Origin of the sequence: Alcaligenes sp. DN25, from assembly GCF_023674485.1 — a bacterium.
GTDB classification, from domain to species: domain Bacteria; phylum Pseudomonadota; class Gammaproteobacteria; order Burkholderiales; family Burkholderiaceae_B; genus Alcaligenes; species Alcaligenes phenolicus.
The window spans coordinates 2,680,817-2,697,934 of sequence record NZ_CP098408.1 but is presented as its reverse complement, the minus strand read 5'-3'; the positions used below and the strand labels follow the sequence as shown (position 1 = coordinate 2,697,934).

Here is a 17,118-nt window from a genome sequence, read left to right as displayed (position 1 = left end):
CGTCGGCGCTACGGCGCTGTCATTAATCGGGCTTGAACGTGCAAGCGAAAAACAAGCAAGGGTGAAACTATGACGTTATTTTCTGAAGGGTTTTCCTGGCGCGCCCTACGCCTGATGAGCCTGGTATTGGCGGTTTTGACCACGGCTTGCGCTGCGCCTAGCTGGTCCGCCAAATTGACGCGTTATCAGCAATGGCCCACGGCGACCAGTGGCGATACCTATTACATCAAGTCCTCGCCGGACAAAAGCAGTAGTCTGCAATACCAGTCTTTTGCAGATTCTGTACGGGCTTCTATTGGTGTGACCGGACTGGTGCAAGCAGCGGATCTGAAGTCTGCGCGTTTTGTGGTGCAAATGGATTATGGCAATCCGCAAGAACAAACCTGGGTGCCTCAATTTGCAGATAGTTTTTATGGTCCATCGGCGTGGGGAATCGGGCGCGGCTATTATGCGCCAAATGATGGTTGGGGCGGAGGTTTCTTTTATTCTCCGAATGTAGTGAATGTTCCTGTCACTGTGTATAAAAATTATCTAAATGTAATCATTACAGATAATCAAAACTCGGGCGCAGAAGTGTATCGCGCCACCGCCGTGTCTTATAGCCATTCTGACAACCTGGACCAGCAGATGCCGTTTTTGTCCCAGGCCATATTTGATGGTTTCCCGGGTAATAATGGACAAGTGATTGATATCCGATATCCATTAGCTCGGGATTGAGTCGCCAGAATCCCGGCATTATGTAGGGGATTTATATCAATAAGAAAGGGACCGCTTTTTCAAGCGGTCCCTTTCTTTTGTTTGGTGCCCAAAACTTATTTGATAAGGAACTCTTCACGGCTGCGACCATTGGCTTCAGCATCGATAATCCAGCGTGGTGGGCGGCCACGGCCCGTCCAGGTGTCCTGGGTGCCGGGGTGGCGGTATTTGGGAGGCAGGCTGGTTTTAGGGCCGTTGGAACCAGCACCAGCACCGCGGCGGGCGGAATTTTCCAGCGCTTCAGCGACTTCTTCAATCGTGATCTCGTTATCTTGCATGGACTTGACGATAGACGCGATGACAGGACGACGCTGTTTGACTCGAAGGGATTTCATCTGCTTTTGCAGACGCAGAATCTCTTTTTCTATCTTTTGCTTCGCGGAGCTGTAAGTTTCGACTGACATATGGGATTCCTGTTTCATGATTGTAGTTATCTGATAAACCCTGCCTGTACAAGCTCGTGTTTATCATGCGAAAACAGTGTACTTTGATTTTCTTGAAAAGATAAGTGGTTTGGATAAAAAATAAACGCTTAATCAAAAAGGTGTTTGGTTTTTGTAATTATTTAAGGTCATTAGACAATTCAATGGCTCTTGATTATTTAATCTAATCAGGGGTTATCATGAATTTGAATGGGTTTATATCAAAACCATATAGGTGGGTTTCTAATTAGGAGGTTTTTAAAATAGTTTTAATTTCGTATCAGAAAATGTCGTAATTGGAATTTTTGAACCTATTAGTTCAACATGCTGATTCATGGTTCTGAAAGCCCGGAAACTGCCCGATCGGTACGTCGGCATCGCATACGGGGGCACATTCTGTTTTAATGCTCAGATGGACGGAAGCCAAGTTGATGTCAGCACGTCTTTTGGTACCCATTTTCGTCCCTTGCAGCCATGGGTTTGCCGGGGATCTGTCAGTAGGAATAAACGATGAAGTTAGTTGATCCGGCTATCAATGCCCTGGAATGCGCCCGTGGACTGTTGCTTGAGCCCTGGGGCTTGAATGAAAGCCATTTGTCCGGCGCGCTCGGTGAGATCTTCACCCATCAGGCTGACTATGCCGACTTGTATTTTCAGTACACCCGCAGCGAAGGCTGGGCGCTGGACGAAGGAATCGTCAAAAGCGGCAGCTTTTCCATTGAGCAGGGCGTGGGTGTGCGTGCATTAAGTGGCGAGAAAACCGCCTTTGCCTATTCGGATTCCCTCAGCCCCGAGGCTTTACTGTCTTCGGCCCGTGTGGTGCGCTCGATTGCCCGCCAGGGCGGTTCAGGCAAAAGCGGCATTTTGGTGCCAGCCGACACGCAGCGTCCCACCTTGTATACGGGCACAGACCCTATTGCCAGCCTGCCTGCTCCTGAAAAAGTAGCCCTGTTGGGGCGACTGGATGCCTTGGCTCGCGCAGCGGATCTGCGCGTGGTACAGGTCATGGCCAGTCTGGGTGCGGAATACGATGTCGTGCTGGTGGCCGGTAGCGATGGTCGTCTGGCCGCCGATGTACGCCCCTTGGTGCATTTGTCCTTGTCGGTCATTGTTGAACAAAATGGCCGCCGTGAACGCGGCTCGGCGGCAGGCGGCGGACGGGTTGATCTGTCCTACTTCTCCGACGATATGCTGCGCAGCTACGTGGATAAGGCCGTGCGTTCGGCCATGACGAATCTGGAAGCCAAACCCGCACCTGCCGGTCAGATGACGGTGGTTCTGGGCCCAGGTTGGCCAGGGGTCATGCTGCACGAAGCCGTGGGTCACGGTTTGGAAGGGGACTTTAACCGTCGTGGCAGCAGCCTGTTCTCGGGTCGTATTGGCCAGCGCGTGGCGTCCAAGGGCGTGACCGTCATTGACGATGGCACTCTGGAGAACCGCCGTGGCTCCTTGAATATGGATGACGAGGGTAATGCCACACAACGTACCGTCTTGATTGAAGACGGTATTTTGAAAGGCTATTTGCAAGACACCCATAATGCGCGTCTGATGGGGGCTGCCATTACGGGCAACGGTCGACGCGAGTCCTACGCCAGCCTTCCTTTGCCACGCATGACCAACACCTTTATGTTGGGTGGCGATAAAGACCCCCAGGAAATTATTGCCTCGGTTAAAAAGGGTTTATATGCCGTAGACTTCGGTGGCGGCCAGGTCGATATTACTAGCGGTAAGTTTGTTTTCTCGGCCTCGGAAGCCTGGGTGATTGAAAACGGCAAACTGATGTATCCCGTCAAAGGTGCCACTTTGATTGGTAGCGGCCCCGATGCCATGAACCAAATCAGTATGATCGGTAATGACATGCAGTTGGATTCAGGAGTGGGGACTTGCGGTAAAGAAGGTCAAAGCGTTCCGGTTGGAGTCGGTATTCCTACCGTGCGGATGGAAAATCTGACCGTAGGTGGAACCGCCTGATTTAATTTGCTGGCTAATCAAAATAGATAAAAAGAACCGCCCCCTTAATTCAAGGTTGGGCGGTTTTTTTATGCTGCTTTTATTGCAGTGCAGCAAATAGAATTTAATTTTGATTTTTGCTCATCAGGCACAGCCGTGCCCGGATTAATGAGTATGCTTGTTCAGGTAGCACTTTTCGTTGGCCTGGGTTTGCGGACCCGGATGGCCAGCCAGCACAACAAGGCACCCGAACACACCATGGCCGAGCCTTGCCAGAAGCTTGGCGTCAAGGGAGCCTGCAGCAAAAAAGTAGACAGGGCAGCTGACAATACTGGAATGAAGTAGGAGGCGCCGGCCAGTATGGTGACATTGCCGTGCAAAATACCCACGTTCCAGGCCGCATAGCCAAAGCCCATCGCCATGGCCGCCAGCAGCAAGTAGATCAGTGCTGGAAGGGTAAAGGTCATTGCAGGTGCTCCTTGGCCCAGATATTTCATCCACAAGACGGTGGCTGTCAGCATGAAAAACAAGGTAATGCCATTTTTGCCCTGGCCGATGCGTGCAGTCATGGTGCTGTAGCCCGCCCAGATCAGTGCGCCACTAAAGGCCAGGCCGTAGCTCAAGGGGTTGTCCTGCACATTCAGCCAGATGCTGTGCAGACTCAAACCTTGCTCACCGCCCAGAATCCAGCTGATACCCATCATGGACAAGAGCAGGCCTGGCGCGATCAGCCAGTTGGCTCTTTGCTTGTTGAACAAAATAGCGGCCACGATGGTAAAGGTGGGCCACAGATAATTAACCATTCCCACTTCAATCGCTTGCTGGCTGTTGTGAGCGTAGCCAATAGACAGAGCCAGGCACAGCTCATAGCAGACGAACAGAACGCTGCCCCAGATCAGGTAGCGGCGCGGAAAGTCGCGCAAGCGTACCCAGCTAAGCGATAAAAGAAGAAAGACAGAGGCCAGGGTGTAGATCAGTGCGGCGCCGCCAGTCGCACCCAGGTAGTCGCTAACGCTGCGTATCAGGCCGACAATCATGCTCCAAAGAACAATGGCGATCAGACCAATCAGGGTTGCCTTATCAGATTGCTTCATGCGGGTTTCAGTGTCTGCAAGGCACGGCGAGAACAGGAGCAGACTTTACTTGGCCAAGAGACTTATGGGTTAATGGACCGGGTTTGTATCAGGCTGTGCCGGTTTGCAAGCAGGGCTGTGACGCGGCACACCCGGTCTTGAGTGAAAACCGACAGGCCCCCACGGCAAGGGCTCGTGGCAGTTTACTGTAAGCGGCGTGTCGGCTCGAGCCACTCATGGCGAAAAGGGGAGCAGGCAGGGTATTTTCTGCGCCTTGCTGGTCCGCCCCCGTAAGCCAGGATACTTACATTTTTTTGGACTTTGAGTCAGAACCTCTTGTTTATGCTCTCTATGATTTTGAGTGTAAATCGGTTTGACTTGAATCTTTTCTAGGCATATCATTTCAACACGAATTAATCGTGCTGAATTATTTTGTTTGGCTAATTAAATGACCACAGATCAACACTACGATTTACGAATTTTGCGGGCTTTGCGCCAGATCACGCGCTCGATTGCCCTGCATTCCAGGCAGCTGTCGGCGTACAGCAATATCACCGCGCCCCAGTTGATCTGCCTGCGCACCATTATCGAAAAAGGCCCGTTGACGGCCACGGCCATCAGCCGCGAAATGCACGTCAGCCCCAGCACCGTGGTTGGTATTCTGGACCGCCTGGAAGACAAGAAGCTGGTGCTGCGCGAGCGTGGTCGTGAAGATCGACGCATTGTATTTGTCAGTGCGACGCCAGAAGGGGAGACCCTGGCACGCGATACGCCGTCCCCCTTGCAAAAGAAGTTGTCGGACGCCTTGAAAGAGTTGCCCGAGCTGGAACAGGCCACCATGACCTTGTCCCTGGAGCGCATTGTGCGCTTGCTCGATGCTGACCCGGATGTTGTGCTGGAGGCCGACGATACGGCCTCGCCTATTCTTGAGGTCCCGGAAGGGGATGTCCCCCCCGAATCCGGGTTGGTGGTTTGACGGACCGACCTAGTCCGGGCAGCTCGGCAGGCAGCATCACTGCCGCCGATCCTGCCCCCAGTGACCCGGCGCTGACACTGCGTGCGCCCCTGTTGCGTGATGCGGCCGCAATCCATCAGCTGATTGCCGATAGCCCGCCACTGGATCTGAATTCTGAATATCTCTATTTGCTGCTCAGCGAGCACTTTTCCCGGACCTGCGTTGTCGCGCAGCGTGGGGAACAAATAGACGGTTTCATCTCTGCCTACTTTCTCCCCGACCGTCCTGATGTGCTCTTTGTGTGGCAAGTGGCCGTGCATGAGCGCGCCCGTGGGCGTCGTCTGGGGCAGGCCATGCTGGAGCATCTGCGACAGCGTCTGCGTGGCCGCTCCCTGCGCTATCTGGAAACGACGGTCAGCCCCGGTAACCGGGCTTCGCGTGGCCTGTTTGCGGCCATGGCCCGGCGTTGGGGCGCCCCCATGCAGGAACAGGAATTCTTTGATACCGCCTTGTTTGCCGCACAGGCTCACGAGGCAGAACCTCTATTACGAATCGGCCCCTTGGACTCTGGATAAGAGGGGACTTTACGCAAATGAACGGTAGAGCCGGTCTGGTTCGCTGATTGTTGTTTGTCGGCTCAAGACACGCCGTTCTATAACCAGGAGAGGAAATATGACTGATTTAAAAATATTCGACCGGATGGAGTCTGAAGTAAGGGGCTACGTCCGGTCCTTCCCGGTCATTTTCAACAAAGCCCGAGGCTCGGTTTTGGAGGACGAGTCAGGCAGGCAATACATCGATTTTTTCAGTGGAGCCGGTACGCTCAACTATGGGCATAACAATCCCCACCTGAAAGAAAAGCTGATTGAATACCTGAACACCGACGGCTTGGTACACGGTTTGGACATGGCCACCAGCGCCAAGAAATACTTTCTTGAAACGGTGGACAAAGTGCTGCTCAAACCGCGCGGGTGGGACTACCGCTTGCAGTTTACGGGGCCTACCGGCACCAATGCCGTGGAGGCGGCGTTAAAACTGGCACGCCAGGTCAAGGGTCGCCAGAATGTGATTTCCTTTACGCACGGTTTCCACGGCGTCAGCACGGGTTCCCTGGCAGTGACGGCGAACTCCAAGTTTCGTAGTGCAGCGGGTGTGGCCCTGGGCAATACCTCGTTCATGCCCTATGACGGCTACTTGGGACCGGACGTCAATACGATGGCTTATCTGGAGCGCTTGCTGGAAGACCCCAGCAGTGGTCTGGACCATCCTGCCGCGGTCATCGTGGAAACCGTGCAAGGTGAAGGGGGCGTGAACGTTGCTACACAGCGCTGGCTGCGTGAACTGCAACGTCTGTGCCGCGAGCACGACATGCTGCTGATTGTCGATGACATTCAGGTCGGTTGTGGTCGCACGGGCCGTTTCTTCAGCTTCGAGCAGGCCGGTATCAGCCCTGACATCATCACCTTGTCCAAATCCTTGTCCGGTTTTGGCTTGCCCATGTCTCTGGTTTTGTTGCGTCCTGAACTGGACGTATGGAAACCCAGCGCCCATAACGGCACCTTCCGTGGCAATAACCTGGCTTTCGTGACTGCGGCTCAAGCTCTGGAAAGCTACTGGGCCAACGAGGACTTTGAAGCCGAGATCCAGGGTAAGGAGCGTCAAGTGCGCGACTGGCTGGAAAACCTGGTGCACAGCTATCCAGATCGTGGTTTGAGCGTACGCGGTCGCGGCCTGATCCAGGGCCTGGTGACGCCGCCCGGTGCCGGTCTGGCCAATGAAATTGCTGCACAGGCTTTCAAGCAAGGTCTGGTGATTGAAACCTCGGGCGCCCACGACGAAGTTCTGAAGCTGCTGCCTGCCCTGACGATCAGCAATGAAGAGCTGACTCAAGGCCTGGACATTATTGAACGCAGCGTGGCCCAGTGCCTGTCCAAGCGCGGCAGCCAGGCCAAGATTCTGAAGATTGGAGGAGCACGCTAATGTTGGTCAAGAACGTACAAGATGTGATTGGAACCCGTGACGAGGTGCGCACGGACACCTGGGTCAGCCGCCGTGTTCTGCTCAAGAAAGACGGCATGGGTTTTTCCTTTCATGAAACCGTTATTTTTCCTGGCACCGAGACTCACATCCACTACCAGAATCACCTGGAAGCGGTGTGGTGCATCGAGGGCGATGGCGAAATCGAAACCGTTGCCGACGGCAAGAAATACGATTTGGGCCCAGGCGTAGTCTATGCCCTGGACCAGCACGATGAGCATTATCTGCGCGGTGGCAAAGAGCCGCTGCGAGTGATCTGCGTGTTCAATCCGCCCCTGACCGGTCAGGAAGTTCACGATGAGAAAGGGGTTTACCCAGCCATCGTGGAAGACTGAAGACCTAAGGAGAGCATGATGACAGTGACCATGAGCGATCTGTACACATCCCGTACAGAACGAACGGCGGCCATCGTCAGCCGCCAGGAGCCGGTGGTGTATCCGGATCCGGTAGGTAGCCAGCCTTTGAACAAGTCCCAACTGCGGGAGTACGAGGACAATGGCTTTTTGCTGCTGCCTGATTTGTTCAATGCGCAGGAAGTGCAAGCCTTGCTGGGCAATGTGGAGGCCATGAGCACCGATCCCGGCATCTTGTCGCGTGAAGAAGCGGTGGTGGAAAAGGGCAGTCAGGCCGTGCGCTCGATCTTTCGTGTGCATGAGTTAAGTGAGCTGATTGCCCGCCTGGTGCGCGATCCGCGTGTACTGGATGTGGCCCGCCAGATTCTGGGCTCGGAGGTGTATGTGCATCAGTCCCGTGCCAACCTGAAACCGGGCTTTACCGGCAAGGAGTTTTACTGGCATTCGGATTTCGAGACCTGGCATATCGAAGATGGCATGCCGCAAATGCGCGCCTTAAGCTGCTCGGTGCTGCTGACGGACAATAATGTGTGCAATGGCCCCTTGATGCTGGTGCCGGGCTCACACCGTCAGTTCATCTCTTGCACAGGGCAGACACCGGACAACCATTACAAGGAGTCCTTGCGCAAGCAGGAGTATGGCGTACCCGATCCGATCAGCCTGCGTTTGCTGGTGGATCAGGGTGGCATTGAAGCCATTACTGCCAAGGCCGGTTCGGTGATCTTTTTTGACTGCAATACCTTGCATGGCTCGGCCAGCAATATCTCGCCTTGGCCACGAGCCAATGTGTTTACGGTCTATAACAGCGTGGAGAACTGCGTGGGTGATCCCAAGCAGGGGCTGACACCCCGTCCTGCGCATGTGGCCACTCGCGGGCAGTTCCCTGTCCTGACGCCGTTGAACGGACCGCTGCTGGAGTCCTAGGCAGAAAGAAGGTTTGCGCCTTGTGCGCAGACCTGGCCGGATAAGACGCTCCCTGGATTTATTTCAGGGGGCGTTTTTTTGTGGGCTCAGGATTGTGAAGAAGAGGGGAGCGGCCAGCGTCTGGGGGCGGGCGTTGGTAAATGACGGGTCTGCACCGTACTGATTGGCCGGCGTCCGGAAAAGCTGTTATCGGAGATGCTCATCAGATATGACTCGGCATGTCCAGGAGTCCTTGTGATGGCTGCTGGACGGGATCAACTGTGTTAATGCACCCAATTAGCAACAATCGCTTATTTATATCCGGGTAATATTGACGGATTAATATCATCCGGGTAAAAATAGAGCCTTCTTACTTGAAGCTCTGGTTTTGACATGAAAACGACTTACCCCAATACCTACACCAGCTTTATGGGCCACCGCCGTATCGCGTCCGGTCCCATGCTGACCAATGTGCTGGCCGTGAAGAAAGTGCTGGAGAGCCGGGTTAACGATCCCGTACTGATCTTTGACGATGTGACAGGCCGTTTTGTGGATGTGAACACCCAAGGGACGGACGAAGAGCTGGCGCAACGCTATGCGCCAGTGGATGCTCCTGAAGTAGAGGTCGAGCAGACAGAGAAAGAGGCTCCACGAGGCCGAGGTCGTCCTAAGCTGGGCGTTGTTCCCCGTGAAGTGACCTTATTGCCACGTCATTGGGACTGGCTGGCGACTCAACCCGGCGGCGCATCGGTTGCGCTGCGCAAGCTGGTTGAAGAGGCTCGCCGTGCCAGCTCCGCCAAAGATCAGCGTCGCCAGGCGCAGGAGCGGACCTATAACTTCATGACCGCGATTGGTGGCGATTTGCCCGGCTTTGAAGAAGCCATGCGAGCCTTGTTTGCCGATGAGCTGGAGCACTTCAAAACCCTGCTGGCTGACTGGCCGGAAGATGTGCGGGACCATGCTATCAAGCTGACTGAAACTCCGGCGACACCCTTGGCTTAATAAGGCCTGGGGACTCCCGCCTGCTGCCTTTGCAAGAGATGGGTACCTCTTTGACAAAAGCTGCTTGAACGTGGCTCAGCTCAGAACCACGTTCAAGTGACGCAGACCGCAAGTGCTCAGGCCGCCTGAATAAAGTTGCTCAAGAACGCCTGCGTCCGCGCTTCCTGCGGATGGCAGAACACTTGTTCGGGTGGGCCGGATTCCACGATCACGCCTTTATCAAAGAAGCAGACGCGGTCCGAGACTTCCTTGGCAAACTGCATTTCGTGGGTCACCAGCAGAATCGTCAGATCCTGTTCCTGACTCAGCTTTTGAATCACGCCCAGCACTTCGCCCACCAGTTCGGGGTCCAGAGCCGAGGTAGGTTCGTCAAACAGCAGAATATTGGGTTCCATCGCCAGGGCCCGGGCGATGCCCACGCGCTGTTGCTGTCCGCCAGAGAGCTGGCTGGGGAATTTGTCAGCATGGTCGATCAGGCCCACCAGATCCAGATATTTGGTGGCCCGTTCGCGCGCCTGTTCTTTGGACAGGCCCAGCACATGGGTGGGCGCTTCAGTCACATTGCGCATCACCGTCATGTGCGGGAACAGGTTGAACTGCTGGAACACCATGCCCATTTCCTTGCGCATCTCGCGCAAGTGGTTCTGGCTGGCGGGCACCAGCTTGTCATCGACCCGCTCGTGCCAGAGGGGTTTGCCCGCTACCGTGATGACACCTTCATCGATGGTCTCCAGCGTCATCAGAATGCGCAGCACGGTGGATTTACCGGAGCCGGAAGGGCCGATGATGGTGACTTTTTCACCTGGTTCCACCTGGAAGTTCAAGGCGTCCAGCACGGTGACATCACCAAATTTCTTGGTGACATTGTCAAATTGAATGATGGGGTTTGTAGAGTCAGTCATCGCAGGGGGATTCCTTGCTTGGGCAAACGCTGATCCAGCGCTCGTACCCCAGCGGATGCCAGGAGGGTCAGCAGCAGATACAGGCCGCCCACCATGGACAGGGGAATGATGTAGTTAAAAGTACGGTCACCGATAATCTTGGCCACATTCAGAACTTCCAGTACCGATACAACAGAGAGTACTGGCACGTCTTTCATGATGGACACCAGATAATTACCCATGGCCGGAATGATGCGCGGGATGGCCTGGGGCAGGGTGATGACCATAAAGGTACGCAGCGGGGAAATATCCAGTGCGCGGGCTGCTTCAGTCTGGCCATGGGTAACGGACTCCAGACCGGCTCGGTAGACCTCGGACAGATAGGCGCTGTACTGCACCCCCAGCGCCAGTGCGCCGGTCAGAAAGGCGGGCAGCACAATCCCGTAGTCCGGTAGCACGTAGTACAGGAAAAATAATTGCACCAGCAAAGGTGTGTCGCGCAGGAATTCGGTCAGCACATAGGCGGGCCAGGAAATCAGGCGCAGACGCACACTTTTCAGGCCTGCCAGAATCAGTCCCAAGATAGCCGCAACACCAAAGCCCAGCACGGCGGCCTGGATGGTGACCCATAAGCCTTTAAGCAAAATAGGCAGGATAGACAGCGCAAATGCTCCGTTGCTGCTGGTGTCCCATTCAATACCAAACAGCATGTTCAGCTCCTTTGCGCACGCCAGCGGCCGGTTGCGCGTTCCAGCAATTTCATCAGGACGGTCAGCACCAGTGCCATGCCGAAGTACATCAGCAAGAGCAGGGTATAGATGGTGGTGCTGTCCTGGGTGAAGTTGCGTATTTGTTCAGCTCTGAAGCTCAAGTCGCCCAGACTGATCAGGGAGACCAGGGCGGTGTCTTTCAGATTTTGCACGGCCAGATTCCCGAAGCTGGGCATCATCTCGGGGATGGCCTGGGGCAGGCTGATGCGCCACAGGGTTTGGCGCTCTGTAAAGTCCAGGGCCTTGGCCGCTTCCAGTTGGGAATGTGGCACGGCCTGGATGGCACCGCGCACCACTTCGGCACCGTAAGCGCCAATGTTCAGGCCCAGGGCCAGGGTGCCGGCCACGACCGGGTCCAGACGCCAGTCCAGACCCATGGACTCGCCCAGAATGGGCAGGGCAAAGTACAGCCAGAACAGCTGTACCAATAAAGAGGTGCCGCGAAAAACTTCAATAATCGTGACGGACAGCGAGCGCAAGGCGACCGAGTGGGACAGCCTGCCTATGCCCAGGGCAAAGGAGGCGATGGCTCCCACCACGGTTGAATACAGGGTGAGCTGTATGGTGACCCAGGCTCCGTCCATCAGGGCCGAGCTGTAACTTAACCAATCCATATCAGGTTCCAGACAAGGGCAGGCGGTACACCTTCAGTGCGCTGTCGGCCTTTGCAAGGGGCCGCGCAGGCCCGTGCGGCCGCCTTACCCGCAGGTGAAGGATCAGGCTTTACACAGCTGTTCCGTGGATTTCTCAAACGAGTGCTTGGCGTCTTCTTCGGTAAAGCCGTGTTTGCTCAGGATGGCTTTCCATTCATCGGTTTTCTTGAATTCGGCCAGTTCCTTGTTCACCGCGTCGCGCAGGTCTTCGGATTCCTTGGCAAAGGCAAAGCCGCCCCAGCTACGAACCGGGTTGCCATTAATGATGGGGTCCTTGAACTCGGCGGCCAGCTCGACTTTGCCGCCCCCTTTGGAGGCCAGATCACTGGCAGTCTGGCCAGTTGCGGCATAGGCATCGGCACGGCCGGTTGCCACGGTGGAGATTGCATCCGCGTTGTTGGAAATAGTGATCATGCGGTTATCGGGCACGCCCAAGGCCTGCATCATTTCCAGTTGATCGGCACCGGCCATGATGGCGATCTTGTGATCAGTCTTGGCGAAGTCTTCGTACGAGTGAATGTTCTTGGGGTTGCCCTTGGCGACCAGCAGGCCTTCACCGTAGGAGCTGTTGGGCTCGGAGAACAGCACGGTATTGCAACGTTGCGGCAGGATGGCCATTTCAGCGGCCACCATATCAAAGCGTTTGGCTTGCAGGCCGGGGATCAGGGAACCGAAATTAGCGGTTTCCCATTTGATTTCTTTGACGCCCAGACGCTCCATGATGGCCTGGGCCACTTCGGGGCCAGCGCCTTGGGCTTTGCCGGACATGTCCATGTATCCGTACGGAATTTCATTAGCAACGGCGACGCGAATCACGCCGCGCTCTTTGACTTGTTCCAGCGTGACTGCCTGGGCGCTGGAGGCGGCAGCCAGGGTGCCCAGCAGGGCAAAGGCCAACGCGCAGAGGGGCTTGGATTGTAGTTTCATCATGAGTCCTTTTCTCGCCTATACCATTTCGTTATGAATGATTTGTTTTACGAAAGATTTGCAGAGAAATCATAGCGCATAAAATCATTCGTACTCAAATTAAATGGATAGAAACTATCGCTCAAAAGAACTGATTAGAATTTATATATAAGTGAAAAGTTTGGTCTTAGGGAAAATGCGTGGTGCCTTGAGTACGTGTTTTCACTATGCTCCCAAGGATTAAAGAGCGCTTGTCCTCTCAAAAGCGCCTGGCTTATGCCTACCCCAGATTGATTCATGAATGAGTTCGGCGCGCCTTCGGGCGCGCCGACACCCTTTTGGAAAGTGCGCTTTGGCGCTCTTTCAAACCCTGCTGGTTCGGGAAATGCACGGTACCAAACGACTGTGCAGACCCTGCAAGAACGCCTGCCACACTCGGTATTGCGTCTCTTGTGCTGGCAGCTGGCGACTTCTTCAGATCAGAAGTGCGGCCAGAAGAAAAAGTTGGTGACAGACTTACTTAATGCAAAATCGTGGAGGCTCTATGAGCAGAGAAGAGGGCGGTTTTATAAAACAGCATCTGATTTGGGTGCTGGTTGCAGTGCTGGGGGCCTTTGCCCTGGGAACGGTGGCACTAAGCCGAGGGGAGAGCATCAATGCTCTATGGATCGTAGTCGCCGCAGTCTGCGTCTATTTAATTGCCTATCGTTATTACAGCCGTTTCATTGCTCGCAAGGTTTTTGAGCTGGACGCGACCCGCATGACGCCAGCGTGGCGTCATAACGATGGTCTGGACTACGTACCGACTAATAAACACGTGCTTTTTGGGCACCATTTTGCCGCCATTGCAGGGGCTGGCCCCTTGGTCGGGCCAGTGCTGGCGGCGCAAATGGGCTACCTGCCCGGCATGCTCTGGATTCTGGCCGGTGTGGTGTTTGCGGGGGCGGTGCAGGACTTCACGGTGCTGTTCATCTCCATGCGCCGCGACGGGCGTTCGCTGGGGGATCTGATCAAGTCTGAACTGGGCACGGTGCCCGGTGTGATCGCCTTGTTTGGCGCTTTCATGATCATGGTCATCATTCTGGCTGTGCTGGCGCTGATTGTGGTCAAGGCCCTGATCAATTCGCCATGGGGCACCTTCACGGTAGCAGCGACGATTCCGCTGGCTATCTTCATGGGGATTTATCTGCGTTTCCTGAGGCCGGGCCGTATTGGCGAAGTCTCGGTGATCGGACTGATCTTTCTGCTGGCCGCGATTGTGTATGGTCAGGACGTAGCGGCGCACCCGACCTGGGGCCCGTTCTTCACCCTGAATGGCGAAGAGCTGACCTGGGCACTGATTATTTACGGCTTTATTGCTGCTGTGCTGCCCGTGTGGCTGCTGCTGGCTCCACGTGACTATCTGTCCACCTTCCTGAAAATTGGCACGATTGTGGGTCTGGCCATCGGGATTGTGATTGTGGCGCCCGAGCTGAAAATGCCAGCGACCACCAAGTTTATTGATGGCACAGGTCCGGTCTGGTCCGGGAGCTTGTTCCCCTTCCTGTTCATTACCATTGCTTGTGGTGCCGTGTCCGGTTTCCACGCTTTGATTTCCTCGGGCACCACGCCCAAGATGATCGAAAACGAAACCCAGGCGCGCTATATCGGCTATGGCGGTATGTTGATGGAGTCCTTTGTGGCCATCATGGCCCTGGTTGCGGCTTGCGTGATCGAGCCTGGCATTTACTACGCCATGAACAGCCCAGCAGCTTTGATTGGCACCACGCCTGAGCAGGCCGCGCAAGTGGTGTCCAGTTGGGGCTTCCTGATTACTCCCGCTGATCTGACCCAAATGGCCAGCGACGTGGGTGAAAACAGTATTATTTCCCGTGCCGGTGGTGCTCCTACCCTGGCGGTGGGCATGGCCTTCATCTTGCATAACGTCATCGGCGGGCCGGCGATGATGAGCTTCTGGTATCACTTCGCCATTTTGTTTGAGGCCCTGTTCATTCTGACGGCGGTAGATGCCGGTACGCGTGCAGGTCGCTTCATGCTGCAAGACTTGATGGGTACTTTTGTGCCGGGCTTGCGGCGTACGGAGTCGCTAGTCGCCAACTTGATTGCCACATCCTTGTGCGTGGCGGCGTGGGGCTACTTCCTGTATCAGGGTGTGGTCGATCCACTGGGTGGTATCAACACCTTGTGGCCTTTGTTCGGTATTGCCAACCAGATGCTGGCAGCGGTGGCATTGGTACTGGGTACGGTGGTGCTCTTCAAGATGAAGAAAGACCGCTACGCATGGGTGACCGTGGTTCCCACTATCTGGCTGCTGATTTGCACGCTGGTGGCAGGCTTTCAGAAAATGTTCCACCCCGACCCCAAGATCGGCTTTTTGGCCCACGCCAAGGTTTATCAAGAAGGGTTGGCGGAACAAACTGTCATGGCGCCGGCCAAATCTCTGGAGCAGATGCAACAGGTGATTTTCAACGATTACGTGAACTCCACCTTGTGCGGTCTGTTCATCTTTGTGGTCTTGAGCATGGTGTTCTTTGGCATCCGTTGCGTGCTGAAAGCACGTCGCAGCACGGAGCCGCATTCTGCCGAGACTCCGTACGAGCCATTGCCGGCTCAAGCGGCAGCAGGAGCTTGATATGAAAGGATTATTGACAGGAGCCATTTCGCGCAGTGCCCAGGCAGGGCGGGGCACCGGGCGTTATCTGGCCACAACCTTGCGTCTGATGGTGGGCGTGCCTGATTACGAAACCTATCTGAATCATATGCGGGTGAACCACCCGGATCAGAAACCGATGGAGTACGCCGAGTTTTTCCGGGAGAGACAGCAAGCCCGGTATGGTGGCAAAGGGCGTATAGCCTGCTGCTAAATTAGGCGGCTAAGGGCCAGAACCCAGTGTTCTGGCCCTTTTGCATTTGTGCCTGGCAGTGTGCCATCAGGTTTGTATGTAGATGTAAAAATAAGACAAACAAGGCATCTAAACGATTTATCGTGGTTTTTCGCGATAACACGAAACAAAAGGGCCAATAAAAAATTCAAAACGAAACAATGATTTCGTTTGGTGGCGTTTTTTAGTGTCCTTTTGGTATAAATATTTTGTTGTTCTGCGTTTTTGTGGATGAATCTTGCTGGTTTTGTTGGCGGCGCGTCAGGAACTGTGTTAGGATTTTTCCCATGACTTTCGCAACCCCCGTTTTCTTCTTTTATTTTTATGCTTTTCCGATGCCGCTGGTGGAGGAAAGGACGGGTTGCACCAAACACAAGTAAGACCTAAATCCTGAAATAAGCCGCCAGCATAGACCGGGCGGCTTTTTTTTCGTTTGCCCCCGGACCTGGCAAACCAACTGGAGTTCAATCGTGTCGCACAATACTGATGATTTACGGATTCGTGAAATTAAGGAGCTGTCTCCCCCATCCCATGTGATGCGCGAGTTCCCGTGTACCTCTGCTGTATCGACGACGGTTCACAAGGCCCGCCGCAGCATTCACAAGATCCTTCACGAACGCGATGATCGTCTGGTGGTCGTGGTCGGCCCTTGTTCAATCCACGATACCGAAGCCGCTATGGACTACGCGCGTCGCCTGACGGTCGAGCGCAAGCGCTTTGCCCCCGAGCTGGAAATTGTGATGCGCGTGTACTTCGAAAAGCCACGTACCACCGTGGGCTGGAAAGGGCTGATCAACGATCCCTTCATGGATGGCAGCTTCAACATCAATCAGGGTTTGCGTACGGCGCGTGAATTGCTGCTGGCCGTCAACCAGCTGGATTTGCCCGCTGGCTGCGAGTTCCTGGACATGATTACTCCCCAGTACATTGCTGATCTGGTTTCCTGGGGCGCCATTGGTGCTCGCACGACAGAGAGCCAGGTTCACCGCGAACTGTCCTCCGGATTGTCCTGTCCCGTCGGCTTTAAGAATGGCACGGATGGCAATATCCGTATTGCTCTGGACGCGATCAAGGCCGCTTCCCAGCCGCACCATTTCCTGTCGGTCACCAAGGGTGGTCACTCCGCCATTGTGTCCACCGTGGGCAATAACGATTGCCACGTGATTTTGCGCGGTGGCAAGACGCCGAACTACGACGCTGAAAACGTTGAGGCAACCAGCCAGGCCATGATCAAGGCCGGCATGGTGCCGCGTGTGATGGTCGATGCCAGCCACGCCAACAGTAATAAAGACTACCGCCGTCAGCCCGAAGTGCTGGCCGATGTGGCTGGTCAGATCTCGGGCGGCGATATGCGTATCTGCGGCGTGATGATCGAAAGCCATCTGGTAGGCGGCCGTCAGGACGTGGTGGAAGGCAAGCCTTTGACCTACGGCCAAAGCATTACCGACGGTTGCATCGATTGGGATGACACGGTGGTGGTTCTGGAAAAACTGGCTGAAGCGGTGCGTCAGCGTCGTCAGGCACGAGTCGCTCTTGAAGAGGGGGCACTTAGCCACTCATAATAGGGTTTTGCCT

The 17,118-nt window shown here is 54.9% G+C and carries 17 protein-coding genes; 11 read left to right on the top strand and 6 right to left on the bottom strand.

The window, feature by feature from the left end; translation table 11 throughout:
* Window positions 1-69 precede the first annotated feature (69 nt).
* Window positions 70-717 (top strand): DUF4136 domain-containing protein, encoded by a 648-nt coding sequence (locus NBV64_RS12585; RefSeq protein ID WP_009456180.1) that lies wholly within the window; start codon window positions 70-72, stop codon window positions 715-717.
* Between the two features lie 95 nt (window positions 718-812).
* Here the strand turns inward: NBV64_RS12585 and NBV64_RS12580 are convergent, their stop codons facing one another.
* Window positions 813-1,160, bottom strand: coding sequence for an H-NS histone family protein (locus NBV64_RS12580; protein ID WP_009456182.1), 348 nt, complete (start codon window positions 1,158-1,160; stop codon window positions 813-815).
* A gap of 528 nt (window positions 1,161-1,688) precedes the next feature.
* Between NBV64_RS12580 and tldD the strand changes: the two genes are divergently transcribed.
* Window positions 1,689-3,149, top strand: a complete 1,461-nt coding sequence (tldD, locus tag NBV64_RS12575; protein WP_250755895.1) for a metalloprotease TldD — start codon at window positions 1,689-1,691, stop codon at window positions 3,147-3,149.
* 161 nt (window positions 3,150-3,310) lie between these two features.
* Here the strand turns inward: tldD and yddG are convergent, their stop codons facing one another.
* Window positions 3,311-4,222 (bottom strand): aromatic amino acid DMT transporter YddG, encoded by a 912-nt coding sequence (gene yddG, locus NBV64_RS12570; protein ID WP_250755894.1) that lies wholly within the window; start codon window positions 4,220-4,222, stop codon window positions 3,311-3,313.
* Window positions 4,223-4,649: 427 nt separating this feature from the next.
* Here yddG and NBV64_RS12565 point away from each other — a divergent pair, with 427 nt between their 5' ends.
* The 6 genes from NBV64_RS12565 (at window position 4,650) to NBV64_RS12540 (ending at window position 9,451) form a co-directional block, all read left to right on the top strand.
* On the top strand, window positions 4,650-5,177 hold the full coding sequence (locus NBV64_RS12565; RefSeq protein WP_009456186.1) for a MarR family winged helix-turn-helix transcriptional regulator: 528 nt from the start codon (window positions 4,650-4,652) through the stop codon (window positions 5,175-5,177).
* The gene (gene ectA / locus NBV64_RS12560; RefSeq protein ID WP_009456188.1) at window positions 5,174-5,731 is read left to right on the top strand and encodes a diaminobutyrate acetyltransferase; all 558 of its coding nucleotides are present in this window, start codon (window positions 5,174-5,176) and stop codon (window positions 5,729-5,731) included. Before NBV64_RS12565 ends, ectA begins: the two co-directional genes overlap by 4 nt.
* 97 nt (window positions 5,732-5,828) lie before the next feature.
* Entirely contained in the window at window positions 5,829-7,136 is a 1,308-nt protein-coding gene (gene ectB, locus NBV64_RS12555; RefSeq protein ID WP_009456189.1) for a diaminobutyrate--2-oxoglutarate transaminase, read from the top strand.
* Complete coding sequence (locus tag NBV64_RS12550) at window positions 7,136-7,528, top strand: ectoine synthase (RefSeq protein ID WP_009456191.1); 393 nt, start codon at window positions 7,136-7,138, stop codon at window positions 7,526-7,528. The genes ectB and NBV64_RS12550 overlap by 1 nt, the downstream gene beginning before the upstream one ends.
* An 18-nt stretch (window positions 7,529-7,546) precedes the next feature.
* Window positions 7,547-8,470 carry an ectoine hydroxylase gene (gene thpD, locus NBV64_RS12545; RefSeq protein ID WP_035272589.1) on the top strand — a complete coding sequence of 308 codons (924 nt, stop codon included), beginning with the start codon at window positions 7,547-7,549 and terminating at the stop codon, window positions 8,468-8,470.
* 372 nt (window positions 8,471-8,842) lie between these two features.
* A complete protein-coding gene (locus NBV64_RS12540; protein ID WP_250755893.1) occupies window positions 8,843-9,451 on the top strand; it encodes a DUF2239 family protein in 609 nt (202 codons plus the stop codon).
* A 116-nt stretch (window positions 9,452-9,567) separates the two neighbouring features.
* Here NBV64_RS12540 and ehuA read toward each other — a convergent pair whose 3' ends face one another.
* From ehuA to ehuB, 4 genes are all read right to left on the bottom strand, one after another.
* Complete coding sequence (ehuA, locus tag NBV64_RS12535) at window positions 9,568-10,353, bottom strand: ectoine/hydroxyectoine ABC transporter ATP-binding protein EhuA (protein ID WP_009456195.1); 786 nt, start codon at window positions 10,351-10,353, stop codon at window positions 9,568-9,570.
* Window positions 10,350-11,042, bottom strand: coding sequence for an ectoine/hydroxyectoine ABC transporter permease subunit EhuD (gene ehuD / locus NBV64_RS12530; RefSeq protein ID WP_009456197.1), 693 nt, complete (start codon window positions 11,040-11,042; stop codon window positions 10,350-10,352). The genes ehuA and ehuD overlap by 4 nt, the downstream gene beginning before the upstream one ends.
* A 2-nt stretch (window positions 11,043-11,044) precedes the next feature.
* Window positions 11,045-11,716, bottom strand: a complete 672-nt coding sequence (ehuC, locus tag NBV64_RS12525; protein WP_009456199.1) for an ectoine/hydroxyectoine ABC transporter permease subunit EhuC — start codon at window positions 11,714-11,716, stop codon at window positions 11,045-11,047.
* A 102-nt stretch (window positions 11,717-11,818) separates the two neighbouring features.
* Window positions 11,819-12,685, bottom strand: coding sequence for an ectoine/hydroxyectoine ABC transporter substrate-binding protein EhuB (gene ehuB / locus NBV64_RS12520; RefSeq protein WP_009456202.1), 867 nt, complete (start codon window positions 12,683-12,685; stop codon window positions 11,819-11,821).
* Between the two features lie 520 nt (window positions 12,686-13,205).
* Between ehuB and NBV64_RS12515 the strand changes: the two genes are divergently transcribed.
* The 3 genes from NBV64_RS12515 (at window position 13,206) to aroG (ending at window position 17,105) form a co-directional block, all read left to right on the top strand.
* Window positions 13,206-15,293 (top strand): carbon starvation CstA family protein, encoded by a 2,088-nt coding sequence (locus NBV64_RS12515; protein ID WP_250755892.1) that lies wholly within the window; start codon window positions 13,206-13,208, stop codon window positions 15,291-15,293.
* Between the two features lies 1 nt (window position 15,294).
* Complete coding sequence (locus NBV64_RS12510) at window positions 15,295-15,525, top strand: YbdD/YjiX family protein (protein ID WP_009456207.1); 231 nt, start codon at window positions 15,295-15,297, stop codon at window positions 15,523-15,525.
* 485 nt (window positions 15,526-16,010) lie between these two features.
* The gene (aroG, locus tag NBV64_RS12505) at window positions 16,011-17,105 is read left to right on the top strand and encodes a 3-deoxy-7-phosphoheptulonate synthase AroG (protein WP_269465265.1); all 1,095 of its coding nucleotides are present in this window, start codon (window positions 16,011-16,013) and stop codon (window positions 17,103-17,105) included.
* The last annotated feature ends 13 nt before the right edge of the window (window positions 17,106-17,118 follow it).